The sequence below is a fragment of the Methanobrevibacter sp. genome, from assembly GCF_017468685.1.
In the GTDB taxonomy this organism is placed as follows: domain Archaea; phylum Methanobacteriota; class Methanobacteria; order Methanobacteriales; family Methanobacteriaceae; genus Methanocatella.
The window spans coordinates 29,030-54,415 of record NZ_JAFUHT010000054.1 but is presented as its reverse complement, the minus strand read 5'-3'; the positions used below and the strand labels follow the sequence as shown (position 1 = coordinate 54,415).

Sequence of the window (25,386 nt, the reverse complement as noted above, 5' to 3'; positions counted from 1 at the left end):
CTTACATTTTAATTTTACCTTTGAATTTAGCATACACAGCATAATCAACATAGGTTTTTTGATCAATGATATCTTGTGTTTTTGGAGCTAATTCTCTTCTTTCCTCAATTTCATCTTTAACAGTGATTGTGAAACCGTCACTTCCTGCACCTGAACCGTATGAGATGACAAATATGTTGTCACCAGGTTTAGCAACATCCAAAATATTGGATAAAGCCAATGGCACTGCACCGGAATAAGTGTTTCCAATATTAGGAGTAAGTAATCCCTGTTTGATTTGTTCTGATGTGAATCCTAATTTTTTACCAGCCCTTAAGTAGAATTTACCGTTTGGCTGGTGGAAACATGCGTAATCGTAATCTTCAGGTTTTGAATCAGTTTCCTCGAATAACATTTTTGCTGCACTTAAAACATGCTTGAAGTATGCAGGTTCACCTGTGAAACGTCCACCATGGGACGGATAGTCCTGACCTTCCCTTCTGTAAAAGTCCGGAGTATCTGTTGTAAAACTGCATGTGTGATTGATATCTGCAATGGTATTTTCCTTACCTATAATGTATGCAGCACCACCGGCAGATGCAGTGTATTCCAAAGCATCCCCAGGAGCACCTTGAGATGTATCAGCACCAATTGCCAATCCATATTCAATCATTCCAGATTCAACAAGACCCATAGTCATTTGAATACCTGCTGTTCCTGCTTTACAAGCGAATTCCAAATCAGCAGCAGTTAATTTTGGAGTTGCACAAACTGCTTCTGCAACAATTGAAGCAGTTGGTTTAACTGCATATGGATGGGATTCGGAACCTACATAAACAGCACCAATCTTTGATGGATCTATTTGAGCTCTTCTAAGAGCATATCTAGCAGCAGTTACTGCAATAGTTGCAGTGTCTTCATCAGCAGAAGGTACGGATTTTTCATTAACGACTAATCCGTTTGATAAAGCAACAGGGTCATCTCCCCATACTTTAGCGATTTCTTCTACTTTAATTCTATATGAGGGAACATGTGCCCCATATCCTACTATTCCTACCATTAAATCACCTTAAATAATAATCTTAAAAGTAAATTAAAAATTAATTTAATTATTATTATTATATTTTTATTATTATATAAAACTAACTAAAAATAGAGTATTTTTTAAACAAAATAAGTATTTTAGAAAAAGAAAATATTTCAAGATGCAGTTGCCGGGATTCGAACCCGGGTTGTAGGCTTGGAAGGCCCAAGTAATAACCAGACTATACCACAACTGCATATAAAAAATGCGCCGTCCGGGACTTGAACCCGGGTCACTAACGTGGCAGGCTAGTATCTTAACCAGACTGGACTAACGGCGCATAAAAACTAACAACAAATAAACTTATGTTTTAATTATATATAAAGGTTTCGTTTTTTAATGAAAAAATGAAGAAAAATTAGATTTTTACTGCAGTAATACAAATCCAATCATTCTCTTCATTGATATATGCCTTGAAATCTTTAAAGCCAGTTTTTTCAAGAGATTCCTTTAAAACATCCTCAGAATATATTTTCATATCTAATAATTCCACCAGATCATCATATTTTTCCATTTCACCTTCACGATAAACGGCTTCATTACAGAAAAACACCAAACCTCCTTTCTTAAGAACCCGGTTAACTTCCTTTAAATCATTGATGAAATCCGGCCAGAAGTATATTGTCTCAAAACCGGTTACAATATCAAATGTTTCATCGTAAAACGGCATGTCAGAAACAGATCCCTTAAGGACATTGACAATACCTCTGTCAATTGCATCCTGGTTTAGTTTAATTGATTTTTCAACGCTGACTTCTGAATAGTCAATTCCGACAACACGGCCATTTTCAGAGATTTGTTCTGCAAATCTTTCAATGTTTCTTCCGCCACCACATCCTATATCGAGGATTTTGCTGTCCTTTTGGATTTCAAAATGGCTTACTCCCCACTGCGCCATTGACTCATGGGACTTGTTCATCCTGTCAAGGATTTGATGGCCCAATTCGCCAACAGGTTTTCTTGCATTTTTAATAAGTTCCTTGTCTTCAACATGACGGCCAGTATTAACCTTATCATTATCACTCATATTATCACTTTTTCATTCCTTTTCTTGTTTTAATAGCCTGTCCGGTTTCAAACTGTTCTATTTCACAAGCACCAAGCAGTGCTTTACCGTAAGCAAGCAGCTTATCCTCCTCATTAACTATCAGAACCTCATCTTTAGCACGGATGTTTTCATCACATTCCACTACAAACTTGCAGAACACACTTTTACCGTCAAGTGCAAATGGTTCTGAGTCCTTATTGACCACAACACGATTTTGAGGATAAGGCATTGCATTGTGAAGTCTTTTTGCACCTTCTTTTGATAAAATCAGGTAAGAATCAGATGCCCTCATATTAACAAGCAACACTTTATCATCGTAGATGTGTCTGATTTTTCCTGTTTTTTTACTTTTTTCAATGTTAATATTACCTGTAAATAACGCTTCACCTGCTCCAACACCAAATTGGTAATCTGCAATGGCCTTAATTTTTTTAACATCATCTTTTTTATATCTTATTTCATCTGAGGATATGCATTTATTGTACAATCCAATTTCCAAATCCCTGATTACTCTTGAATGAATAAATACCTGTTCATAGTATTCAACAAATTCATTGACAAAATCTTCAATGAACTCGATACTGTCCACATCACGAGTTTTAGGAGCATCATTTTGACTTAGAGGGTATACTTCATCAATTTCCAATGGAATCAATCCGAATGGAATATCCAATACCATAAAGTCTGTGTTTTCCAAGTCAATTTCCTGTTCTGCACCATAAATATAGAATTCACCCAGTTTTCCAGATATGAACTTGGAGTATGGCTTTCTTGTTGGAGGTAAAATTACCAAATCACGTTTTTTAGGCATTTTGCGTAGTTTTTGCATGTGCCTTAGGACTTCCGGCCTGCACAATGATTCCGGACCGGTGTAGAAAAATGCTGATTTTTTGCTTCTCGGATCATATTTTTCCAAATCCTTGGAATAATTTCCAAGCTGTCTTTGAGCTTCAAGAAGTGCAGGATGAGCTCTGCATCTTTCCTCAACAAGTTCCATCAAATTACCATCATATATTGCCTGTCTTATCAATCTCAACTCTGCAAATGAAACATGCAGGTTATGTTGAGCAATCAAATCCCTTCTTTTGTCCTTAGGCATTGCCCTTAAATCGTCTGGTGTGTATTTAGTACACACTTCACATGAACATGGCATTTCCTGAAGGTTTTCAAGTTTGAATGTTCCTCTTGTTGACAGTAGCCTGTCATCTTCTGCATACAATATGTAAGCTGCTGAGTCAAACAAGTCACATCCCATAGCCACACAAAGGGCAAAAATCATAGGATGGCCAGCACCCATCAGATGACGTGGAACAGTGTCTGAAAGCTCCTTCATTGAGTTCATGACAACATCAACCAGATCCTTGTAGTGATATGACTCCATCAGCGGCACAACTGCGCCTATAGGATATAAGTCAGCATCCAATTTGGACAATTCCCTTGCACATTCACGTCTTAAATCGAGAAATGTTGATCCCTGAACTACTGAATTTAAAAGCATTTCCATATTCTGTTCTTTTTTATAATCAATTGCCTCACGAGCCCTTTCAAGAGTAATTTCCATATCACTTTCCGCCTTTTCCCTTTCAACAAAAGGAGCAGTTGGAATGTCCAGACTTGTTCCGATATCAGTTTTAATCAGTTCCTGAAATTCAATAACTTCCTTGTTTGTTATTTCCACATCCCCATAGACAGACAATTGAAATGAACCTGAATCAGTCATTATCGGCCCGTCAAAGTTGATTAATTTGTGAAGACCTTCATCAATGGCTTTTTTCTTTAGCTCTTCATCTTTATAAATTAGATAAGCATTGGTTATTACGATATCTGCACCGTATTTACCTACATCCAGAGCCTGTTTACGAGGATGTATTACAGGCATTAATGCAGGAGTTTTAACATCACCATGTTTGGTTTTTAAAACTCCAACACGACCTTTTCCATCTTTTGCTTTTATCTCAAACATTTATTTAACCTTACTATAATTAGTTAAAATAAGATTTAAATTAGAAATTATATAAATTTTGCTCACAAAAGACTTTAAAAATGATATCTGCTTGTAAAAAAATAAGTAATTTGATAAATTGTATTGAAATTAAAAATTTTAAATTATCTTGAAACAGCCATGAAAAATGTGGTGAAAAGACTATATGCCCACACAATCAATGAGATACATGCCACAATAATGGAAATCAAACCGAAAGAATATATTGCAATCAGACACAATATCAACCACAAAAGTATCAGTCCTATTCCTAAGGTTAAATTTCCAAGATATGCTATGCCCAAACCTGCTATGAAAAACGATAATACCAATGAAATTATCATACTTGCCATATCATCACAACCTATGCAGGTTCATTGAAATAATCAAATATTTAAAGTTATAGTAACTAAAATATCACCAGATAAAATGAGTTATGAAGATAGTGCTAGAGTTATTAGCGACGATATTTTTGATTTGGTAAATGAATATTTCGACCGTGAAAGAAGTGGTCGAAATAATGAAAGTAGACTTAATTTTTTTGATACTTACAATGATTATTTTGTTTTAACTGATGATGGATCCTATTCTATTAAGTCTAAAGAAATAAATCATAAAGTTGAAACATTACATACATCTAGCGGTGCGATAAGTGAGTCATTTGAGAAATTCATCAAGCCTATGAAATTTGATTATGACTCAGACATTGCGATTTTAGACATATGTGCAGGACTGGGCTACAATTCCTCAGCTGCAATTGCTGATTTTATGAAGAATTCAGATAAAAACTTAAGAATAGATATGGTTGAAATATCCAAGGCAACATTGGCATGTGGACTTTTAGTGCCCTCACCCATTCCAGAACATGACATAACAAAAAAGGCAATCGAAGACGAGTTAATCACACAGGACTATGCAACATTAAGTCTTGAAAAAACTGAAATGCCCGAAAACATCAATATAAACGTGTTCATTGAAGATGCAAGACAAACCGTTCAAAAACTGGATGACAACAGCTACGATGCGATATTTTTAGATCCTTTCAGCCAGAACATGGCCCCGGAACTGTTTTCACTTGATTTTTTCAAGCAATTCAGAAGAGTTATTAAAGACGATGGAATAATTGCAACATACACCTCATCCGCACCAGTCAGGCAAGCATTTATAGAAGCCGGATTTTACATTGGACTTGGACCTATATTTGGAAGAATGCAGGGAGGAAGCCTGGCTAGTCCAAATCCATTAATGCTTGACTACTCACTTCCAAAAAATGATGAAATAAGAATAGCACTATCCGATGTTGGAATACCATTTAGAGACCCCGGCTTGAATAATGATAGTGATTATATTCTAGAAGCAAGAACTGAAGAGCGCCACAATGCACGACACAATACCAAAATCTCATCAGCCGTAAAAACACCAATATTTTTAGGTCAGGAAATGGAAGACGAGAAACTTAAAAGGCGTGTTGAGCGTAATTTGGCTAAAATGAACATTCCATCCACAACTTCAAAGGAAGCAAATTACATTGTTGAAGTTGAAAACGACTACACAGAAAAAACAGACTTGAAAAATAACTCAACAACCAGAATTTTGGAAATGAAAAAAAGATTAAAAAAAGTAAAAAATGAAAAAATTAAATTTTAACATAATTTCCACTTTTAAGTATGTATGCAACTTCTTTTGATGACTTGACAGGCCCGTCAATCAGAGTCAGATGATACGGATGATCATTAGTCACATGTTCCAGACCGAATATCGAAAAGTCACAGTCACAATCTGCACAGAAAATCATACCTTCAGTACTTCCAGGTTCCCTATGACCGGTTGCCGGGAAAATACCTACTTCAGTGGTTTCATCTCCAGCCCAGAAGACATCCCAATACAGGTTATGGCCTCCACAATAAGGACATGTTCTTTCAAATTCACACATGTACCATGTATAGCCATACTTTGACTGTTCGCCCGGAGCGGATGGCCTTCCAATTGCCAAAATGGTTTTACCATCTTCAGAAACACCATATTTACTATAGGCAACTCCCATTTTATCTGTTACAACAGTAATCTTACAGTTAACCTTATAGCCTGTACTTAAATCCTTACAGACAACACTATATTGTCCAACAGGAAGTTTAAAGTCAACACTTGCAAAACCTTTGGAATTAGTTTTAACAGTGTGTGAAACTCCATCAATGGTTATCTGCATTTTGGTATTCTTTGCAATCTTACCGTTTTGCTTTAAAAGCTGTGCCTGGAAAGTGGAGGATTCATTAGCGATTGCTCCAATATCATGGGCCTTAATGGAAGCCAGCTTGACGGTGACCTTTTTGCTTAATGTATATTTGGTATAAGGGTCAACAGACTTGAAGACATAGGTTCCTTTACTTAATTTGAACTTGACAGTTGCGACACCTTTTGAATTTGTCTTTACAGTCTTTTTAGAACCGTCAACATAAATCTTCATCTTTTTGTTTGCTGCAAGTTTTCCATTGCTTTTGTGAAGAGTAACCTTAAAATAGGAATATGTTCCTGTAAATACGGTCATTGAATTTGCAGACAACGGTGCTAAAACAGTAATCTTGTTGGTTTTTTTCTCACCGGTTTTTGGATTGATTGACTTAATCTTATATGTTCCCGGTTTAGAAATGACCTTAATGCTTGCTACACCTTTAGAATTTGTTTTTTTGGTATAATAAGATCCTTTCAAGTAAAATTTAACATACTTCTTTTTAAGAAGCTTGCCGTTTTTGTCATAAAACTTGGCAGTAAACTTTTTAGAACCTTTATAATACTTTTTCAAATCAGATGTTGCAATAGATGACTTAACAGTTATCTTATTGGAAATCTTATAACCGTTTGGATGAACTGCATAAACTACATAATTTCCAACTTTTAAATCAAGCTTTAAACTAGCTACACCTTTAGAATTTGTTTTTGCAGAGTAAGTTTTACCTTTTAAAATAAATTTAACCTTAGTATTTTTTAATGCCTTACCCTGTGAATCTAAAAAAGTGGCTGTGTATTTTTTTGAGCTTTTATATGTTTTAGAAACATCTTTAGCAATTATAACCGGCAACACCTTAATCTTATTTTTTGTAGTGGTATTGCCATAACTTACTGATACCTCATAATTATTAGGATTTAAATCTATTGGAATGCTAACTTTACCATTGGAATCGGTAGTTTTTACATATGTAACCCCGTTTAAAACCAGAGTAATGCTTGCATCTTTAACCGGATTATTTCCATTGGATAAAGTTACCTGATAATTAGATCCACCCTTATAATACATACTTACATCACTGCCAGATAAAGAATAAGAATCATCAGCTGAACCAGCAGCACTTTCATTTGCGGATAAAACTCCTACATCACCCGATGGAGGTTCCTCATCCACTTCACTAGTAATTACATCATCTGTTGAGTTAGAATCAACTGCAGCTACTGCAGATACAGATAACATAAAAACTAATGTAATTAAAAATAAACTAATTTTTTTATTAAACATACGTTAACTCCATTTAACATTTGTTCGTGTTAAATTATTATAAGTTTAATGTATAAAAAGCTTTTGATTTTTAAAAAAACCTCAAATAAGCCCAATTTTAAATAAATAAGACAATATAAAATAATTTTGATTATCAAAAGGTTAAACTGAATGAAATTAATATCAAAAGACCGAACCTATTTAAAATGAACAATATTCAAAAAAGATAAATAAAAACCCAATTTAACAAACAAAAAGAAAAAATACTGCAATCAAATCCCCAATAATCATTATACAAAATAAAAAAATGGAAAAATAAAAAGTTTTTTATAAAAATAATAAATTTAAATAGCCTAAATCAGATTTAAGCTATAAAATACAATTATTCAACAGTCACACATTTTGCCAAGTTTTTAGGCTTGTCAGGGTCATGACCTTTCTCAAGAGTAATGTAATATGCTATCAACTGCAAAGGTACAATGTAAACCAAAGGTGCAATAATTTCTTTAACATTACCATTTATTGGAATAATGTCATTCACTTTAGCTTTTAGGGATTCGTCATCTGCAGACCCAATAGCCAATACATTAGCACCACGGGATTTGACCTCTTCCAAATTACTAATTGTTTTTCTGTAATTATCCCCCGGAGGTATGATGACAACCACAGGTATTCCCTCATCAATTAAGGCCAAAGGACCATGTTTGAGTTCACCTGCAGCATAGCCTTCCCCATGAATATAAGTAATTTCCTTAAGCTTCAATGCACCCTCAAGTGCAGTAGGATATGAATAACCCCTGCCCAAATAGAAGAAGTCACGAGCATAATTATATCTTTTTGACAATTCTTTAACTAAATCAACACTTTCTAAAGCATCATCTATGAAATCCGGAACATTATCCAATTCTTTTAAAAGTTCAACATTTTTGGATATCAATGCTGCAAATAGATAAATTGCAGTCAATTGTGCAACATAAGTTTTGGTTGCTGCAACACCGATTTCAGGACCTGCCTGAGTTTGAATAACATATTTTGCCCTTCTTGTAATGGAAGAGCCTGCAACATTAACAATACCCAGTGTCTTTGAAGTTTCATTAGCAACATCCAATGCTTTTAAAGAATCAGCAGTCTCACCGGACTGGGAAATGAATATGACCAATGTCTTATCATTTAAAGTGTTGGCTGAATACTTAAATTCAGACGCCAGAATTACATCGGTTGGAATGCCTGCAAGAGATTCTATTAAATATTTACCTGTCAGGGATGCATGATAAGATGTACCGCATGCAACAAAACAGATTCTTTGAATGTCTCCAGCATCATCAATAATCTTTTGAATGTTGTCCTTTTGAGTCAAGGTATTTCTAACAGCAGTGGCCTGTTCGTTGATTTCCTTAATCATGAAGTGATCATAGCCTTCCTTTTCAGCCATTTCAGGTGTCCAGTTGATTGTGTCAATCTCCTTGTTGACAACATTATCAAATTCATCATGAACAACAACACCTTCCCTGTCCAAAATGACAATTTCTCCTTTTTCAGGATAAATTATATCACGGGCATATTTTAAAATAGCTGGAGAATCAGATGCAAGGTAATAACCGTCATCACCAATTCCTACAATCAATGGAGAATCCTTACGTGTTGCAACAATCTTATCAGGTTCATTTATTGAAATTGCTGCAATTGCATAAGCTCCTTCAATTACATCGATGGTTTTTCTCACAGCATGTTCCAGGTCGAATTTTTCAGCCATGAACTTTTGAATCAAATGTGGAATGACCTCAGTATCAGTATCGGATTTGAATACATGGCCTTCCAAAATTAGTTTTTCTTTGATTTCCAAGTAATTTTCAATAATACCGTTGTGAACAACAGCAACAGTATTCTCCTCATCAACATGAGGGTGTGAATTTAATTTTGAAGGATCGCCATGTGTTGCCCATCTTACATGTGCAATTCCAAAGTTTCCATCCATTTCAGTAAGGTTTAGTTTTTTATCCACTTCAGCAATTTTTCCTTTATCCTTTTTAATATGGATTTTACCTTCACTGAAAGTAGCCAAACCGATAGAATCATAACCTCTGTATTCTAATTTAGATATGCAATCAAATAAAATTGGTGCAACATCCCTATCTTCTTTTAGTATGCATCCTACAATTCCACACATCTAATCACCTTTGATAATCATAAATTTCCTTATACATTTTTACAACATCCCCAATTATCAAAATAGCAGGAGTGATGATTTTTTTATCTGAAATATCACCCAATGTACCGAATACCAAGTTTTCATCAGGCAATGTTCCACTTTCTATAGCGCAAACCGGTGTGTCTGCTGAGCGATATTTCATAATTTCAGCAGTATTTTCTTTAATATTTCCAATACCCATCAGTATCACTAAAGTATCTGCAGTATAATCCCAGTGCACCTGACTTTCAGGCTTTGTCGGGTCTTCATGACCGGTTACAATAGTAAGAGATGTGGCAACTGCCCTGTGAGTTACTGGTAGTCCGAGAGAAGTTGGTGCTCCAATAGCTGAAGTTACACCTGGAATTACTTCAAATTTGATATCATGTTCCATTAAAGCCAATATTTCTTCCCCACCACGACCAAAGACAAAAGGATCGCCTCCTTTAAGTCTAACGACATTTTCATGATTTTGAGCCTGTTTTATGATTAACTCATTGATTTCATCCTGAGTTTTATAATGCTCACCTGCTTTTTTACCAACATATATTCTTTCAGCAGTTTCCGGAGCATGAGCCAATATTTCTTCATTAGCCAAATAATCATATAAAACTACATCAGCTTTATTCAATGCTTTAACAGCTTTAAGAGTTATTAAATCAGCATCTCCAGGTCCTGCACCAATTAAATAAACTACCATTTTATCACACTATAAGAATCCTTTAAAGAAATTTAAACCATCATCTGAACCGAATATTTCCTCACATGCTCTTTCTGGGTGAGGCATCATTGCACAAACAAGACCGGATTCATCACAAACACTTGTGATTGCTTCCATAGACCCATTAGGATTTTTTCCTTCAAATTGCAATACGATTTGATCCTGGTCTTTTAACAAGTCAATATCTTCTGTGTAAAACCTTCCTTCTGCATGTGCAATAGGAAGATCGATGATTTGGTCTTTTTTAAATGCTTTTGTAAATGGAGTCCTGTTTGTTGCAACTTTTAATTTGGACCATTCACAATTAAATTTAGGAGTTTCGTTTGTAATGAAAATTCCCGGAACAAGACCTATTTCACCTAAAATCTGTGCTCCATTACAAATTCCTAAAACCGGTTTTTCTTCTTTAACCAGTTCTTTAATACCATCAATGACCGGTGTAATTGAAGCCATTGCACCAGCTCTTAAATAATCACCATATGAAAATCCACCAGGAATTACAATACCATCATAATCTGTGAGCTTCTCTTCACTCCACCAAACATATTCTGGGCTGAGACCTGCAAGTTCACATGCCTGTGCAACATCACGGTCACAATTGGTTCCCGGAAATCTAATTACTCCAATTTTCATATTTTCACCTATTTACCGCAAGCGGAATTTTGTGGAATAACATTAATTTTATAATCATGAATAACAGGATTACAAAGTAATCTTTCACACATGTCAGTAGCGTTAGCTCTTATGACTTCCCTGTCTTCACCTTCCATTTGGAATGTGAGAATTTCTTTTGTTTTAACATTACTTACCTCATAACCTAAAAGTTCAAGAGATCTTTCAATTGTAGTTGCTTCAGGGTTTAACATACCACTTTTTAGAGAAATTTTAACTTCAATATCAAATAACATCTAAATCACCTTTTCATCATCTGGAATGATTCTATTATAAACTTCTATGTAAGCTTCCATAACTTTGTCATCTTTACCTTTTCTAAATAATTCCTTATCCAACATTTCCAAGGTTTCACTGTCCCATAATCTGCATCCGTCAGGGGAAATTTCATCACCTAACAAGATATTTCCGTCTTTATCTTTTCCGAATTCGACTTTATAATCAACCAGTATTATTCCTGCATCTGCAAAGAATTTAGTTAAAATGTCATTGATTTTTAATGCTTTTTCGGTCAGAATATCGATTTCTTCTTGAGTAGCTATCCCTAATGCTTTAATAATAGAATCATTTAGCATTGGATCATGGTATTCATCTGCTTTGAAATCCATTTGAACAATTGGAGGTTCAAGTCTTGTACCATCGGCAATTGGGTATTTACGAACTAAGCTACCTGTAGCTATATTTCTTACAATAACTTCAATAGGAATCATATCAAGTTTTTTTGCAAGCATTACATTAGGTTGTGGCAAATCAATGAACTGTGTTGCAACGCCGTTTTCTTCTAAAACTTTAAATATTTTAGCAGAAATTACAGCATTATATGCTCCTTTATCATTCATAACTTCTTTTCTTTCACCATCACCAGCAGTCATGTCGTCTCTAAACTCGATGATAACTTCATCGTCGTTATCGGTAGTGAATACACTTTTCACTTTTCCACTGTTAATTAACTCTTTTTTGTTCATGATATCATACAAAATTATTAAATTATTATATTATAATTTTTGATTGAAATATTATATAAAAGTAGTTAAAAATAGAAAAAAATAGTAGTTATAATTTGTTAATTGGAATTCCCACACATTCTTCACGAGGAAATTTCATACCATTTAACAAACCATTCGGAAGTTCTGACAGCACAATTACTGGAAATTCATCCGCAGGATTTATAAACAGTTGATGTGTGACATCCTGTCTGGTTTTAACTACTATTTTATATGTACCATCATTTTTGGATAACTTTCCATCTAAGAAAACTTTATTGAAAGTTTGCTGTAAAAGATACTCAGGAAAATCTCCCTCAATATCAAAATGATTCAACAAATCTTTTAAAATCAATTTTTCACTCCATGCTTGGAAGTTTGTCTTGATCTGAATCATATGATGAACCGATCAGTTCACCAGATTCTGTATCATATTGTCTGAATCCGCCGTCTTTATATGTGACCTCACGGTAATATCCTTCCCCATTTTGGGCATTAAATTTAACTTCCTCACTTACAATGTCACTAACATCATCCAAAATGGAATTATCAGAACCATCAGAGGATTCGGAACTTCCTGAAGATGCAACATTACTTACTTTATCTACAACATCATTTACTGTATCAGAATCAATATCCTCAACACCAACGCCCATTTCATTCATGAAATGAACTGCTGTTGCACCACCGACAACTAAAATAGCTACGATAATGCCTATTATTAATAAAATAAAGCCTTTCACATTTTCACCTCATAAGCTTTCAATAGTTATATGAAAAAATCTCATTAAAATATTTTTCTATTAATTTATATATTAAAAAAATATAATTAATACCATGAACATGAAAAATACCGTGATACTTCTTATATTTTTACTGTCCGTTTTAGGATTGATTATTGGAGTTTACTACTCTGAAGACATCAGTAGTGATAACTCTCAAGAAGATTCATTAGGTGAAGTTAGTGAAGACTCAAGCGGTGTTTTAGCCATTACCTTAGAAAAAAAAGAAAAAAATGAGTTAAGTGACTTTCTCACTTAAACCCTTTCGTCCGCTTTATCCCAATCAGGATTTTTTGCAGGAAGAATTGTGAATATTAAAGTTGCAACGAGCAGTACTGCAGCTGAAATGATTATGAAAATCAGTTCATCCATTGTACCATTATTTACAACATCGACCATTCCGCCAATCCAAATTATTGTAACTACAATTGGAAGGATGTATTTTACAACAACTATCCACCATCTGCCGACTTTTAAACTTTTACTTCTGGAATTCAGGAAGTCTATTAGCTTATCCGCCTTGAATATCCAAGCAAATACAATACATTCACCAACTACGCCAAGAAGGATAGCAATCTGGTTAATGAATGTATCAACATAACCGAGTACAGAACTACCATACGCTGTAGCGTAAATCATTGAAACGACCGCTCCGACAACGATTAATATTGTCATTGTCCTTTTTCTTGTAAGTCCGAACTTATTTTGGATTGAAAAGGATAACGGTTCGATTGTGGATAAAATACTTGTTAAACCTGCAAGGTACACTGTTATGAAGAACAATGGTCCTAAAATGTAAGCCCACTGGCCCAATACATTAAATACTGTAGGGTATACGACGAATACTAGACCTGTTCCCTGAGTTACAAGGTCTGCAACTGCGGTTCCTGACTGCATTGACATGTAACCTAAAATTGAAAATACTCCTAAAGCTGCGAAATTTTCAAACAATGAATTTGCAAGCGCAATAGAAATGGTGTTTGTTATCAAATCGGAATCGTCTTTAGTGTAGCTTGCATATGTAAATGCAATGGACATTCCCAAACTTAAGGAGAATATGATTTGACCGAATGCTGCCATCCAAATCTCAAAATTGCCTAAAAGTGACCAGTCAGGATTGAAAAGTTCAGCAAGCCCTATTGAGGCTCCAGGTAAAGTCAATGAGAACCCAACAATAACAACCATTATAATAAATAATAAAGGTACCAATACTTTTGATACTTTTCCAAGGCCTGATTCAAGGTCCCTGTGTGAAATAAACCAAATGATTACCCAACCGACAAGCATTGCAACAGCAATAAGTGGAATGAACTGCAATAAACCCATGTAAGAATCTGAAGATTGAAGGAGTGTGGTTGCAAAGTAAGTGTTTGGATCTGCACCCCAACCCTTAAAGAAACTTAATATTATATAAATTCCATCCCAACCGAGAATAGCTGAGTAATAAATCATAATCATAAATACTGCCACTGGTAAAAACCAACCTAAATATTCCCATTTAGCATTGATTGTTTTAACAGCTTTTGCAAAGGAAGATTTGAAATTATATCCTACACCATATTCCAGAATTAAAAATGGAATACCCATCAAAAGAATAGCTACAATATAAGGGATGTAAAAAGCTCCCCCACCATTAGAATACAGTACGTATGGATATCTCCAAATATTTCCAAGTCCTACTGCAGAACCTATCATTGCCAATATGAATGACAAGTTGCTGCCCCATTCGTTTTTATCTGCCATTTTTCATTTTTCCTATATATGTTATATCAGTAATTTTTATAATTACATCAATAAAAATATTTAGTTTTTTGAAATAATGATTGAACATTAACTGTTCACTAGACCAAAGACCAACTGGCGAAATATTGTCCAAAATATAGTTAATATAAAAATAAATTGAACATGATGTAAATTATTTCACTCAAAAATAATAATACTTAAATATGACATTCGAGTTATTACTTTCATGAACAAAAAAATAGTAATTGCAATCCTTGCAATCATAATAATAGTTTGTGCAGGAGCATACTTACTAACTAATTCAAATAACACAAGTTCTAATTCAATTAGTGTGGATGCTAATGCACTAGAAGATAGAGGAAACCTTGTTGTTGACTCTAATAGTTTAGATGAAAGTAATGGTTTATATCGCACTGATAGTGCAGATGTCAACTCAGTACTGGTTAAAAATGGAGGAATCCTAAAACTGGCCAACTCCATTATCAACAAGAGCGGAGACACAGCATCCACTGATGATGATGCTGATTTTTATGGTATCAATTCTGCTGTTTTAGTGAATACCAACGGTACATTAGACATTTCTGATGTTGAAATCAACACCAATTCAAAAGGATCAAATGGTATTTTTGTAACAAATGCTGAAGCTTCAACCACAGATTCAAGCCAAAGTAATGCTGGAGAAGGAGGTCAACCTCCTGAAGCAACCGGAAACGGTGGAGGAGAACAGCCTCCTGAAGCACAGGGTTCTGGTGATGCAGGCCAAGCTCCTAGCGGAAATGGCGGAGGACCTGGTGAGACTACATTTGAAGGAACAACTGAAGCGACTGTTAAAAACGTGAAAATTACAACCCATTCCGACAAGTCAAGAGGTTTGGATGCAACATATAATGGTATAATCAATGCTGAAAATGTTGAAATCAATACTGACGGTCAAAGCTGTGCTGCTCTTGCAACTGACCGTGGAGAAGGCCAGGTACATGTTAAAAACTCCAACATTAATACAGGAGTCAGTAAAGAGAGTGGTAGAGGTTCACCTTTAATATATTCAACCGGTAACATCACCGTTAACAATACCAAAGGTACCTCCTATGTTTCACAGATTGCATGTATTGAAGGTAAAAACAGCATCGAAGTGACAAATTCTGAGTTGACCGGATACGGTGAAGGTAACAGACAGGATGGAAGCGAATATGTTGATTTAGGAGGAGTATTCATTTATCAGAGTATGAGTGGTGATGCTGATGTTGGAACATCACTGTTCACTGCTAAAGATTCAAAATTATCAATTGCTGAAGATTCTTCCGTTTACAGCGAGGCCCCAATGTTTCATGTAACCAATACTGCTTGTGTAATCGATTTGGAAAATACCGAATTAAGTTTTGGTAGCGGAGTATTTTTACAAATCGCAGGTCAAAACCAATGGGGAAGCGAAGGCTCCAACGGCGGAGTGGCTGAATTAAATACTGATAACGAAAAAATTGATGGTAATATCATTGTTGATTCAATCAGTTCTCTAGCTTGGAACATGAAAAATACCGAGTTTAATGGTTCCATTAACTCAACCGGAAACACTACCGTTAATGTTGGTGAAGGTTCCACCTGGACTTTGACTGGTGACAGTTCCGTTTCTTCCCTTGAGGTTTCAGGAAATATTGAGTATGGTGATTACTCATTGACTGTTAACGGCCAAACCTATAACAACAGCAATCCATTTAATGGATAGGAAAGAAGTGATTCTTTCCTAATTTTATTTTTTTAGAAAAAGGATTCATCAATTTCTAGTTTAGAGAGTTTTTCATTGATTTCAGATAACTCCTGTTTTGACAGTTCAATATTCCATGATTTGAGATTTTCCTCAAGGCGATGCATTTTAGTTGAGCCAGGAATTGGAATTATGAATGGTTTTTGAGCAAGTTCCCATGCCAGAACAATCTGTGCATTGGTGCACTGCTTATCCTGAGCAATACTTGAAATCAAATCAAGCAACTCTTTGTTGTTGTCAACACTTTCCTTAGAAAATCTTTTCATTGTTTTTCTAAAGTCGCCATCTTCATAATCATTAGTATTGTCATATTTTCCAGTTAGAAAACCGTTTCCAAGAGGAGAATATGCAACAAAAGCAATATTTAACTCTTCACACAATCCAAACAGGTTTTCAGACTGTCTGAATACCATTGAGTACTGGTTTTCAATAGCTGAAATCGGACATATCTCATGGGCTTTTTTCAGATATTCCACGGGTGCATTTGAAAGACCCCATGCCTTTATAATCCCCTCATCAATGAAATCAGCCATCAGATTAGCTACAGTTTCTGCATCAACGTTTGGATCGACTCTATGCTGATAATACATGTCGATGTAATCAGTCTGCAGCCTTTCAAGGGATTCGTCCAGTTGCTGTTTGATTGTTTCGGGCCTTGAATCCAGCTGATTGACTGGTGCATTGCTGTTTTTGGACTGGCCCACAATGCCAAATTTTGTTGCAATAACAACTTCATCCCTTATGTCCTTAACTGCATGGCCTAGAAATTCTTCGTTTTCTGCACCATACACAACTGCAGTGTCGAAGAAATTGCAACCTAACTCAACTGCCCTTTGAATAAGTTCAACCATGGCATTTCTATCCCTTGCAGGACCGTATGCATGTGTCATTCCCATGCATCCAAGCCCAATTGGAGACACATCAATACCACTTATTCCTAAAATCCTCTTATTCATCTTCAATCCATTCTTTTGCTTTTGACACATCACTCATGAACCTGAGCCCTCTTGCAAAATTAAGTTCAGGATATGTGTCCTGCAAATCATTTACACATTTGTCAATACCTGATCCACCGGAGGTACAGAATGCCTTAATTGTTTTGCCTGACAAATCAACACTTTCTATGAATGTATTGATGATTGTCGGTGCTGTATACCACCATACCGGAAAACCAATGACAATTGTATCATATCCGCTTACATCACAGACCTCAGCAATTGGCGGTCTGAATGCCTTGTCATTCATCTCAATTGTTGAACGGGACTCCTTGTTTGTCCAGTCCAAGTCTTCTGGAGTGTAGATTTCTTCAGGTTTGATTTCAAATATGTCATAACTGTTTTCATTTGCTATTTTTTCAGCCACATTTTTGGTTACACCGCTTGCTGAAAAATAAGCCACTAATACATTGCTCATTTTATCACCAATTAAAAATATATTTTCAAACTATATAATTGTTTACAATTACAACAATTAACTTTCTTAAGTTTAATTAATTTTTTAAGTTAAAAACAATTTTTTAAACTAAATTGGTAATAAAAAATAATATTAAACACTTTACACATAATATATTACATTATTAAATTAATGAAGGTAATGAAAAATGTCAAAACCTGTCGTTGCAATAACAAGACCAAAAGACAGAGCTCAAAAAGCCTGTGAAATTGTTGAAAAATTAGGCGGTGAAGCCATTCTGGCTCCAACTCTTGATTTACAACCAGTGAACACAGATTCACTTAAAGAATTGGTTGCAAGAAAAGACGAACTTGATTGGATTATTTTTACTTCACCAACAACAATTGTTTCATTAAATAAATTTCACCCAGACTTTTTAAAAACCTTAAATTGTAAACTAGCAGTTATAGGAAATAAGACCGGCAAATTAGCCGAAAAAAATGGTTTAACAGTTGATTTAATGCCCGAAGATTTTACAGCTGAAGGACTCGTTGAAGAGTTTAAAAAATCTAAAATTACTGGAAAAACAATAGGAATTCCAAGAACAGCATCTGCAAGACCTGTTCTTCCGCAAGAATTAGAAAAACTTGGAAATGAAGTTATTCTAGCTGAAGCATACAAATCACTGTTTCCAATGGATCAAAATGCTGTAAAAACATTAATTTCAAAAATTGAAAATAAAGAAATTGATGCAATCACATTTACAAGTCCATTGACTGTAGAGAATTTCTTTGAAATAGTTGATGACAAAGATAAAATTGCCAAATTACTATCTGACAATTTATTAACTGTCTGCATCGGTCCAATTACTGCAAGAGTTTTAGAGAAATATGGCATTTCCTACATTTACCCAGACACTTACACAGTTCCAGACATGATGGAATTACTATTTAAAAAATTAAACGAGTGATAATATGATAACTATTTGGCCACAATACTTAGACAAAAATTTAAGCCTTAAGGAAGGTCGTAAAATTGCAAAGGAACATGCAGTTAAAGAACCTTCACTTTCAGATATTGAAAGAGCTGTAAAAAGACTTGGATTACATCATAGCGTTCAAAAAGATGTTGCATACCCTGGAAAATGGTATGAAAAATCCGGCAGAATCCTTGTTGAATGGGAAGGAACAAAATTAGAACTTTTACGTGAAGTTAGTTTAGAGATTAAAAATATGAGAAACTGATTACTATGCAAATACCACAATTAATGTCTGAACAATACCAACAAGCCAAAAAAATCATCGAATCATCTGAGGACATTAAAGTTTATTCTCACATCGATTGTGACGGCATTTGTTCAGGCGCAATACTATCAACCATACTAGACAGACAAAATAAAGACCATGAAATCGAATTTGTAAACTTGGATGTTTTGGACAACATCGAACTTGACCATGAACTGACAATTTTTTCAGATTTGGGTTCCGGCCAGTTAATTGATACCAAAGCAAAAAAAGGTCAAAAGATTATTATTCTGGACCACCACCCTCCACTTAGGGATTTAGACTATAAAAATGATAAAGAATACACTTACCTCGAAATTAACCCGATTCATCATGGAATTGATGGATCTTATTATGTCTGCGGAGGAGGATTATGTTATTTTTTATCTAAAGAATTCGGATACAATGATTTAAGTTGGATTGGATTATTATCAGCCATTGGAGATATGCAAAATACCCGAAGCGGACATTTTGAAGGACTAAATGAAATAATCCAGCAAGATGCAATAGATGGCGGATATCTAAAAGTAATTAAAAATGACATTAACATTTATGGAAGAAACACAAGACCTTTATTTGTAGCTCTTTCATACTTTAGCGATGTTAAATTGCCGATAACCAATAACACAAATGAAACAATGGCACTTTTAGAAGACCTTGGAATTGACAGAAAACATCACAGAAAAACCCTGAATGAACTTACAATGGATGAAAAATCCAAACTTTACCAAAGTCTTTCCGGAATGATTTCAAAAGTAGTTCCGGGAAAATATGTGCAATATATTCCTCAATTGATTATTGGAGATTCATATACATTTATCAAAGAGGATAAAGACAGTTTTTTAAGGGATGCATCTGAATTTTCAACCGCAATGAATGCCTGTGGAAGAAACCATGAAGAAAAAATCGCCATGGAAGTTTTAAAGGGAGACAGACTTTTGGAATTAGATAATCTCGAAACTGTAAGCAGAGATCACAGACGCAATTTAGCCCAATCCATTGAAAAAGTAACATCAGATGAATACTCAAATATAATTGAATTGGAAAACCTGCAATATTTCGATGGAACCGGCATTAAACCCGAAATTGTCGGTACAATTACCGGAATGATACTTGGATATTGTAATTGGAAAAAACCAATCATAGGATTTACTCAAACAGATGATAAAGGCCTTAAAATTTCACTTAGATGTTCTAGACTTCTCTCATACGACGGAATACACTTTGGAAACATCATTCGTAAGATATCAAGTAGTGTTGGAGGCACAGGAGGAGGTCATTCAATGGCTTGCGGTGCATACATTCCGATTGACAAAAAAGAAGAATTTATTGAACGATTTAACAATGAACTTCAAGGCAAACTAACAAATTAGTATATATACTAGTAAAGATAAAAATAAAAATTAATCAATTTTAATTGAGGAATGAATATGATGAAAGCATTTAAAAAAAGAGGTGCACTTACACATTTCCAAATATTAAGTGAAATATCCAAACAGGACCCACACCTCAAACAAAAAGATTTGGCTGAAAAACTAGGAATTACAATACAGGCGGTTTCCGAAAATATAAAAACATTGATTGAATTAGGATATATAACATCCAAAGATGGAAGATCCCCATACAAAATAACCCAAACCGGTATAGATAAAGTTAAAAAAGATGCAATTAGCTTAAGAAAATATACTGACACAGTATTGGAAACCATGAACCACTACAAAACAATATGGCCGGCAATTGCAAGAGAAGAACTCAAAAAAGATGACATCGTAGGTTTATTTATGGATGATGGGGTTCTGTATGCTCATAAAAAAGAAGAAAATGCAACCGGTGTTGTACTTGACGATGCTGAAGAAGGGATGGATGTCGCATTAACTAACCTAACTGGTCTCATTGACATGAGCGTTGGTGAAGTAACTGTTATTAATGTCCCTACAATAAAAGACGGCGGATCAAAAACCTGTGATTTGGAATTAATCAAAAAAGTCTATGAAAAAGGAACAAACAGTGGCGAAAAAATTGATAAAATCGCAGTTGCAGGTACTGTTTCACGTGCTGTTGTGAATAAACTTAATTTACCAATTGATATTGAATACGCTGCTCCTCAGGCAACTGCAAATGCTGCTCGCAAAGGTTTAAACGTTTTAGCAATATGTGTTGGAGACATGAGTAAAGCATTTACCAGAGAACTTGAAACTGAAAAAATCAAATTTAACATTATTGATGGTGGAAAATAATCAATTTTCCAATAACATCTTTAATAACGCCGCTGCAATATCCAAACCATCATTATTATATTCTTTTTTAAGATAATTCAAATATTTACTTAAATCTCCATCATTTACAAGATCATTTGCATTTTTCAAAATTTTCCGAATTTTAATCTCTTCTATTTCCTGAAGCGTGGGAAACTCCTTTTCAACAATTTTTCCAATATTCTGTTTTTTAATGTTGTTAAATCTTGAAAGCTCATCTTTTGAAACTAATGTAAATGCATAACCTCTTTTTCCTGCTCTGGCAGTTCTCCCAATTCTGTGAATGTAATCATCCCTGTTTTGCGGAACATCATAATTTATAATCACTTCAACATCGGCAATATCCAATCCTCTAGCTGCCACATCAGTTGCCACCAAAATCTTAATATTGCCATTTTTAAATTTGTTCATTACTTTGTCCCTTGTTTGCTGAGTCATATCACCATGGAGACTATCAACCTTAAAATCATGCTTTTTTAAGTGTTTTGCAACATAATCAACACTTTTTTTAGTATTGCAAAAAATCAATGCCAATTTTACATCATATGCTTCAATCAGTTTGGTCAGTCCAATAAATTTATTTTTAATATCACATTTAAAAGAATATTGAGTGATTTTTGGAACAGTTTTCTTTTTATTGGCGATTTTTATAAATTCCGGATTTTTTTGATAGGTCAATGCTATTTTTCGCACTTCAGAAGGAATGGTTGCTGAAAAAAGCAATGTTTGTCTTTGAGAAGGTGTTTTTTCCAAAATTGTTTCAATATCCTCCCTAAAGCCCATTTCCAACATTTCATCCGCTTCATCTAAAACAACGCTTTCGACACCAATCAAATCCAAATTGCCTCTTTGAATATGATCAATAACTCTTCCCGGAGTTCCGACAACAACATGAACTCCTTTTTTAAGGACTCTTGTCTGTTTGCCTATTGGTTGACCTCCATAAACAGCCAAAACTTTAAATTTTTTAATTTTAGAACCGATTTTTTCTATTTCAGATGCAACCTGCATGGAAAGCTCCCTAGTTGGGCATAAAATAATTGCCTGCGGAGATTTGTCAGGTATGAAAATCTTTTCAATAATTGGAATCGCAAATGCCAGAGTTTTACCTGAACCCGTTTGAGCCTGCCCAATAATATCCTTACCTTTTAATATTTCAGGTATTGCATTATTTTGAATTGGAGTTAACTTTGTAAAACCCATATCTTCAATAGCTTTTTTAATTTCATCTGAAATGTTTAAATCGTTGAAATTCATCAATTTAATATTTGAAAAACAAGTTATTTATATTAATCTGGTTTGGTGTGATTTTTGAGGAAACTCATACAAATACTCGAAAACATCCTGAGGAGTGTTTAAAATATTATTTGCATTTGTTCTTTTTTTAAAAATCCTCATCAGACTCTCATTGTTTGGAGAGGGAATCTTGTAATCATTGCCATATTGATTAATATATTTTTCTTTCAATCCGGGAAAATGCTCATCCAGCTTGTGAAAAAAATATTCCCTATTGCCTTTTCTTAAAGTAAGCCCCATTTCAAAGCACACTATTCCTTTAACATTCGATTCAATGCAGAAATCCAAAATTGAATTGATGTTTTTCTCATCATCATTTATATAAGGCAATATCGGACACAACCAAACTACAGTCGGAATTTCTGCTTCATTTAAAGTCTTTAATACTTCAACCCGTCTTGATGTCGGGCAAACATTTGGCTCGATTATCTTACATAAATCATCGTCTGCTGTTGTTAATGTCATCTGTACAACTACTTTTGTCTTTTGATTGATTTTTTTAAGCAAATCCAAATCCCTTAAAATCAAATCGGATTTTGTAATACATGTGAACCCAAAACCGTATCTGTCCACTAACTTCAATGCATTTCTAACATATTTTAACCTTTTTTCAAGAGGAATATACGGGTCAGTCATTGCACCTGTTCCAATCATGGCAGGTTTGCGTTTAAGAAGCTCTTTTTTAAGTAAATCCAGAGAGTTACGTTTAACTTCTATATCCTCAAATTTATGATTCATATTATATTTTTCACTACGTGAATCGCAATAAATGCAACCATGAGTGCATCCCCTGTACAGATTCATTCCATTGTTGGAAGATAGAATGCTTTTAGAATTTATGAAATGCATGAATTAAAATTAATTTTTAATGTTATATAAAATAATGCCGAGAGCATTTGAAAAATAATATTTAATAATATTTACAAATATAACATTATGAAACAAAAAAATATTATAGGATATGATAAGGAGTATGTTGTTAAAAAGCATCCTTCAATAAAAGGCATTCAAATAATTGAAGGTAAAAACAATTTCCCAATAAGTTGGCTCAACCAGCAGTGATATTGCGAATACCAGCTATATCTCGAATACATGAAAGGCATTGAAACTGCACCAACTGCAGCAATGACCCATGGAAGCCAAATTCACAACCAACTCGAAGACATATTTAAACAGGATTCAACACCATCAACATTTGAAGATGCAGTAAACGAATCAAAAACAGAAGCTTCAATGTCAAGAGAATGTTTTGTGGTAGCTCCAGATTACGGTATAAGAGGATATATTGATGAAATATGGATGAAACCAGAGGAAATCGTGATAATTGACGACAAACCTGGAAGAACACCCTACGAATCAACAATGAATCAGGTAAGAGCATATTGTCTTGCCTACAAGGACATGACCGGAGATGAACGTAAAATTAAAGCTGCGCTAAGGGAAAGAGGAACAGAAAACCTATTTTGGATTGAAGTATTTACACCCGAAGTTGAAAAACAAATCAAATTCACAATTGAGCGAATGCACGGTTTGTTTGAAGGAATCAAGCCATTTGTTCCAACAAAAAATAAGAAAAAATGCAATTCCTGCAGATTCAAAAATGATTGTGAGCATGCAAAATGAATAAAAAAACAATTTCTATAATATTGCTAATAGTTTTCACAATAACAATAATATTAACATTAGCCAACGTATTCCTTGATGATTCCAACACCTCCGAAAATCAAACAGGCACATTAACAATCAACAATGAAACCAAGCACTATGAAAAAGTGGGAAAATGTCTTGAAGTGATTGACGGAAATACAATTCAGGTATATGGGGTTGGAAGAGTACAATTAATTCAAGTAAAAACACCAGATACAGAACCTCAAATGAGCCTGGCAAAAAATTTCGTTAAAGACAAATGTCTTGGAAAAACAGTTTATTTGGATATAGACGATAAACAGCCAAAAGACAAATACGGTCGTACATTAGCTATTGTGTATACCAATGATACCGATATAAACAGAGAATTAATTAAAAATAACCTGGCAAAAGTATCCTATTTTTCACCAAGTGAATTTAAAAAAGGAGAAGTATAGTTAAACAACTCTATTTAAACCTAAATAGATTTTGTTTTTCTTATACACTTTATCCAAAATGGAATTCCACTCTTCAATTGAAATATGTCCTTTGTTTGGAATTAAATTATCCAATGAAGCTTCAGTAACATTCAAAATATCTGCAAGAACATAAGATAATGTCCTGCCGGTTAAAGACAAATCATATGGATCATAACCGGTTACCGCTAAAACCCACACATTATCTTTTGAAGAACTGTTATATTCACGTCTAAGGGCATCATACCAACTTGCAATTTGAGTATTGTCTTCGCCAATGCCCTCACCAATGGAAATATAATAATCTTCTCCTGAAAACTCGATTGAATCAATTGCCTTTTGAATTTTAGCTTTAAGTTCAGGAGAATCCAATTCTAAATCAAATTCATTGTTAGTGATAGTGTCGGACAAATAATTTTCAAGTTCTTTGATATTTTTAAAATAACCTAAAGGCTCCAATCTATCAGGGTCACGATCACATAAATCATAGATTAAATCTTCATCCACATCAACAATTTCATAACCTTCTAGCTTATGGGACTTGTATTCCTTAAAATCTATGCAATAATTTTCCAAATCTTCCTTATTTAAATACCAAAGTACCTGAACTTTTTTTATCATGAAAATC

The 25,386-nt window shown here is 34.4% G+C and carries 26 protein-coding genes, 2 tRNA genes and 1 pseudogene; 10 read left to right on the top strand and 19 right to left on the bottom strand.

Features of this window, described 5'->3' with window-relative positions; all coding sequences use genetic code 11:
- Position 1 precedes the first annotated feature (1 nt).
- From IJ258_RS07440 to tgtA, 5 genes are all read right to left on the bottom strand, one after another.
- Positions 2-1,039, bottom strand: coding sequence for a hydroxymethylglutaryl-CoA synthase (locus IJ258_RS07440; protein WP_292805219.1), 1,038 nt, complete (start codon positions 1,037-1,039; stop codon positions 2-4).
- A 146-nt stretch (positions 1,040-1,185) separates the two neighbouring features.
- A tRNA-Gly gene (locus IJ258_RS07435) sits at positions 1,186-1,259 on the bottom strand.
- Positions 1,260-1,269: 10 nt separating this feature from the next.
- Positions 1,270-1,343 (bottom strand) — tRNA-Gly (locus IJ258_RS07430).
- 78 nt (positions 1,344-1,421) lie between these two features.
- A complete protein-coding gene (locus IJ258_RS07425) occupies positions 1,422-2,090 on the bottom strand; it encodes a class I SAM-dependent methyltransferase (RefSeq protein WP_292805216.1) in 669 nt (222 codons plus the stop codon).
- A 4-nt stretch (positions 2,091-2,094) separates the two neighbouring features.
- Positions 2,095-4,074 carry a tRNA guanosine(15) transglycosylase TgtA gene (gene tgtA, locus IJ258_RS07420; RefSeq protein WP_292805213.1) on the bottom strand — a complete coding sequence of 660 codons (1,980 nt, stop codon included), beginning with the start codon at positions 4,072-4,074 and terminating at the stop codon, positions 2,095-2,097.
- A gap of 168 nt (positions 4,075-4,242) precedes the next feature.
- Here tgtA and IJ258_RS07415 point away from each other — a divergent pair, with 168 nt between their 5' ends.
- Positions 4,243-4,473 carry a hypothetical protein gene (locus tag IJ258_RS07415; protein ID WP_292805210.1) on the top strand — a complete coding sequence of 77 codons (231 nt, stop codon included), beginning with the start codon at positions 4,243-4,245 and terminating at the stop codon, positions 4,471-4,473.
- 48 nt (positions 4,474-4,521) lie between these two features.
- A complete protein-coding gene (locus IJ258_RS07410; protein ID WP_292805207.1) occupies positions 4,522-5,739 on the top strand; it encodes an MnmC family methyltransferase in 1,218 nt (405 codons plus the stop codon).
- On the opposite strand, the gene IJ258_RS07405 is transcribed toward IJ258_RS07410, so the two are convergent.
- The 8 genes from IJ258_RS07405 to IJ258_RS07370 all read right to left on the bottom strand — a co-directional run bounded on the left by IJ258_RS07405 (position 5,729) and on the right by IJ258_RS07370 (position 12,886).
- Positions 5,729-7,600, bottom strand: coding sequence for a collagen binding domain-containing protein (locus IJ258_RS07405; RefSeq protein ID WP_292805204.1), 1,872 nt, complete (start codon positions 7,598-7,600; stop codon positions 5,729-5,731). The genes IJ258_RS07410 and IJ258_RS07405 overlap by 11 nt on opposite strands.
- 361 nt (positions 7,601-7,961) lie before the next feature.
- The gene (gene glmS, locus IJ258_RS07400) at positions 7,962-9,746 is read right to left on the bottom strand and encodes a glutamine--fructose-6-phosphate transaminase (isomerizing) (RefSeq protein ID WP_292805201.1); all 1,785 of its coding nucleotides are present in this window, start codon (positions 9,744-9,746) and stop codon (positions 7,962-7,964) included.
- 4 nt (positions 9,747-9,750) lie between these two features.
- Complete coding sequence (cobA, locus tag IJ258_RS07395) at positions 9,751-10,467, bottom strand: uroporphyrinogen-III C-methyltransferase (protein WP_292805198.1); 717 nt, start codon at positions 10,465-10,467, stop codon at positions 9,751-9,753.
- 9 nt (positions 10,468-10,476) lie between these two features.
- Entirely contained in the window at positions 10,477-11,121 is a 645-nt protein-coding gene (gene purQ / locus IJ258_RS07390; protein ID WP_292805195.1) for a phosphoribosylformylglycinamidine synthase subunit PurQ, read from the bottom strand.
- Between the two features lie 8 nt (positions 11,122-11,129).
- Positions 11,130-11,396: a phosphoribosylformylglycinamidine synthase subunit PurS gene (gene purS, locus IJ258_RS07385; protein ID WP_292805193.1), complete on the bottom strand. Its 267-nt coding sequence runs from the start codon at positions 11,394-11,396 to the stop codon at positions 11,130-11,132.
- On the bottom strand, positions 11,397-12,125 hold the full coding sequence (purC, locus tag IJ258_RS07380) for a phosphoribosylaminoimidazolesuccinocarboxamide synthase (protein WP_292805190.1): 729 nt from the start codon (positions 12,123-12,125) through the stop codon (positions 11,397-11,399).
- A gap of 88 nt (positions 12,126-12,213) precedes the next feature.
- Positions 12,214-12,498, bottom strand: a complete 285-nt coding sequence (locus tag IJ258_RS07375; protein WP_292805187.1) for a hypothetical protein — start codon at positions 12,496-12,498, stop codon at positions 12,214-12,216.
- A 4-nt stretch (positions 12,499-12,502) separates the two neighbouring features.
- Complete coding sequence (locus IJ258_RS07370) at positions 12,503-12,886, bottom strand: flagellar protein, FliL (protein ID WP_292805184.1); 384 nt, start codon at positions 12,884-12,886, stop codon at positions 12,503-12,505.
- Positions 12,887-12,980: 94 nt separating this feature from the next.
- Between IJ258_RS07370 and IJ258_RS07365 the strand changes: the two genes are divergently transcribed.
- Positions 12,981-13,184 (top strand): hypothetical protein, encoded by a 204-nt coding sequence (locus IJ258_RS07365; protein WP_292805182.1) that lies wholly within the window; start codon positions 12,981-12,983, stop codon positions 13,182-13,184.
- On the opposite strand, the gene IJ258_RS07360 is transcribed toward IJ258_RS07365, so the two are convergent.
- A complete protein-coding gene (locus IJ258_RS07360) occupies positions 13,181-14,668 on the bottom strand; it encodes a sodium-dependent transporter (RefSeq protein WP_292805179.1) in 1,488 nt (495 codons plus the stop codon). The two genes, IJ258_RS07365 and IJ258_RS07360, sit on opposite strands and share 4 nt — an antisense overlap.
- A gap of 226 nt (positions 14,669-14,894) precedes the next feature.
- Here IJ258_RS07360 and IJ258_RS07355 point away from each other — a divergent pair, with 226 nt between their 5' ends.
- Entirely contained in the window at positions 14,895-16,391 is a 1,497-nt protein-coding gene (locus IJ258_RS07355; RefSeq protein WP_292805176.1) for a hypothetical protein, read from the top strand.
- Positions 16,392-16,423: 32 nt separating this feature from the next.
- Here the strand turns inward: IJ258_RS07355 and IJ258_RS07350 are convergent, their stop codons facing one another.
- Both IJ258_RS07350 and IJ258_RS07345 read right to left on the bottom strand, forming a co-directional pair.
- Positions 16,424-17,386, bottom strand: a complete 963-nt coding sequence (locus IJ258_RS07350) for an aldo/keto reductase (RefSeq protein ID WP_292805174.1) — start codon at positions 17,384-17,386, stop codon at positions 16,424-16,426.
- Positions 17,379-17,843 carry a flavodoxin gene (locus tag IJ258_RS07345; RefSeq protein WP_292805171.1) on the bottom strand — a complete coding sequence of 155 codons (465 nt, stop codon included), beginning with the start codon at positions 17,841-17,843 and terminating at the stop codon, positions 17,379-17,381. Before IJ258_RS07345 ends, IJ258_RS07350 begins: the two co-directional genes overlap by 8 nt.
- A gap of 187 nt (positions 17,844-18,030) precedes the next feature.
- Between IJ258_RS07345 and IJ258_RS07340 the strand changes: the two genes are divergently transcribed.
- From IJ258_RS07340 to IJ258_RS07325, 4 genes are read left to right on the top strand one after another with little or no spacing between them, the layout of a single operon-like run.
- Positions 18,031-18,792, top strand: a complete 762-nt coding sequence (locus tag IJ258_RS07340; protein ID WP_292805168.1) for a uroporphyrinogen-III synthase — start codon at positions 18,031-18,033, stop codon at positions 18,790-18,792.
- A gap of 4 nt (positions 18,793-18,796) precedes the next feature.
- On the top strand, positions 18,797-19,066 hold the full coding sequence (locus tag IJ258_RS07335) for a signal recognition particle subunit SRP19/SEC65 family protein (protein WP_292805165.1): 270 nt from the start codon (positions 18,797-18,799) through the stop codon (positions 19,064-19,066).
- 5 nt (positions 19,067-19,071) lie between these two features.
- A complete protein-coding gene (gene recJ, locus IJ258_RS07330; protein WP_292805162.1) occupies positions 19,072-20,478 on the top strand; it encodes a single-stranded-DNA-specific exonuclease RecJ in 1,407 nt (468 codons plus the stop codon).
- Between the two features lie 60 nt (positions 20,479-20,538).
- The gene (locus IJ258_RS07325) at positions 20,539-21,342 is read left to right on the top strand and encodes a winged helix-turn-helix transcriptional regulator (protein WP_292805287.1); all 804 of its coding nucleotides are present in this window, start codon (positions 20,539-20,541) and stop codon (positions 21,340-21,342) included.
- Here IJ258_RS07325 and IJ258_RS07320 read toward each other — a convergent pair whose 3' ends face one another.
- A complete protein-coding gene (locus IJ258_RS07320; RefSeq protein ID WP_292805159.1) occupies positions 21,343-22,617 on the bottom strand; it encodes a DEAD/DEAH box helicase in 1,275 nt (424 codons plus the stop codon).
- A gap of 27 nt (positions 22,618-22,644) precedes the next feature.
- Complete coding sequence (locus IJ258_RS07315) at positions 22,645-23,505, bottom strand: radical SAM protein (RefSeq protein ID WP_292805156.1); 861 nt, start codon at positions 23,503-23,505, stop codon at positions 22,645-22,647.
- An 87-nt stretch (positions 23,506-23,592) separates the two neighbouring features.
- On the opposite strand from IJ258_RS07315, the pseudogene cas4 reads away from it, so the two are divergent.
- Positions 23,593-24,279, top strand: a pseudogene (gene cas4 / locus IJ258_RS07310) (CRISPR-associated protein Cas4).
- The gene (locus tag IJ258_RS07305) at positions 24,276-24,740 is read left to right on the top strand and encodes a thermonuclease family protein (RefSeq protein WP_292805152.1); all 465 of its coding nucleotides are present in this window, start codon (positions 24,276-24,278) and stop codon (positions 24,738-24,740) included. Before cas4 ends, IJ258_RS07305 begins: the two are co-directional and overlap by 4 nt.
- Here IJ258_RS07305 and IJ258_RS07300 read toward each other — a convergent pair whose 3' ends face one another.
- A complete protein-coding gene (locus tag IJ258_RS07300) occupies positions 24,741-25,379 on the bottom strand; it encodes a hypothetical protein (protein WP_292805148.1) in 639 nt (212 codons plus the stop codon).
- Positions 25,380-25,386: the final 7 nt, after the last annotated feature.

Coding starts and splice junctions, on each gene's coding strand:
- IJ258_RS07305 (WP_292805152.1), top strand. CDS start 24,276: ATGAATAAAAAAACAATTTCTATAATATTGCTAATAGTTTTCACAATA.
- purS (WP_292805193.1), bottom strand. CDS start 11,396: ATGTTATTTGATATTGAAGTTAAAATTTCTCTAAAAAGTGGTATGTTA.
- IJ258_RS07405 (WP_292805204.1), bottom strand. CDS start 7,600: ATGTTTAATAAAAAAATTAGTTTATTTTTAATTACATTAGTTTTTATG.
- IJ258_RS07315 (WP_292805156.1), bottom strand. CDS start 23,505: ATGCATTTCATAAATTCTAAAAGCATTCTATCTTCCAACAATGGAATG.
- IJ258_RS07340 (WP_292805168.1), top strand. CDS start 18,031: ATGTCAAAACCTGTCGTTGCAATAACAAGACCAAAAGACAGAGCTCAA.
- IJ258_RS07320 (WP_292805159.1), bottom strand. CDS start 22,617: ATGAATTTCAACGATTTAAACATTTCAGATGAAATTAAAAAAGCTATT.
- IJ258_RS07440 (WP_292805219.1), bottom strand. CDS start 1,039: ATGGTAGGAATAGTAGGATATGGGGCACATGTTCCCTCATATAGAATT.
- IJ258_RS07300 (WP_292805148.1), bottom strand. CDS start 25,379: ATGATAAAAAAAGTTCAGGTACTTTGGTATTTAAATAAGGAAGATTTG.
- IJ258_RS07355 (WP_292805176.1), top strand. CDS start 14,895: ATGAACAAAAAAATAGTAATTGCAATCCTTGCAATCATAATAATAGTT.
- IJ258_RS07425 (WP_292805216.1), bottom strand. CDS start 2,090: ATGAGTGATAATGATAAGGTTAATACTGGCCGTCATGTTGAAGACAAG.
- IJ258_RS07365 (WP_292805182.1), top strand. CDS start 12,981: ATGAACATGAAAAATACCGTGATACTTCTTATATTTTTACTGTCCGTT.
- IJ258_RS07410 (WP_292805207.1), top strand. CDS start 4,522: ATGAGTTATGAAGATAGTGCTAGAGTTATTAGCGACGATATTTTTGAT.
- IJ258_RS07325 (WP_292805287.1), top strand. CDS start 20,539: ATGAAAGCATTTAAAAAAAGAGGTGCACTTACACATTTCCAAATATTA.
- cobA (WP_292805198.1), bottom strand. CDS start 10,467: ATGGTAGTTTATTTAATTGGTGCAGGACCTGGAGATGCTGATTTAATA.
- IJ258_RS07335 (WP_292805165.1), top strand. CDS start 18,797: ATGATAACTATTTGGCCACAATACTTAGACAAAAATTTAAGCCTTAAG.
- IJ258_RS07350 (WP_292805174.1), bottom strand. CDS start 17,386: ATGAATAAGAGGATTTTAGGAATAAGTGGTATTGATGTGTCTCCAATT.
- glmS (WP_292805201.1), bottom strand. CDS start 9,746: ATGTGTGGAATTGTAGGATGCATACTAAAAGAAGATAGGGATGTTGCA.
- IJ258_RS07360 (WP_292805179.1), bottom strand. CDS start 14,668: ATGGCAGATAAAAACGAATGGGGCAGCAACTTGTCATTCATATTGGCA.
- purC (WP_292805190.1), bottom strand. CDS start 12,125: ATGAACAAAAAAGAGTTAATTAACAGTGGAAAAGTGAAAAGTGTATTC.
- tgtA (WP_292805213.1), bottom strand. CDS start 4,074: ATGTTTGAGATAAAAGCAAAAGATGGAAAAGGTCGTGTTGGAGTTTTA.
- recJ (WP_292805162.1), top strand. CDS start 19,072: ATGCAAATACCACAATTAATGTCTGAACAATACCAACAAGCCAAAAAA.
- purQ (WP_292805195.1), bottom strand. CDS start 11,121: ATGAAAATTGGAGTAATTAGATTTCCGGGAACCAATTGTGACCGTGAT.
- IJ258_RS07345 (WP_292805171.1), bottom strand. CDS start 17,843: ATGAGCAATGTATTAGTGGCTTATTTTTCAGCAAGCGGTGTAACCAAA.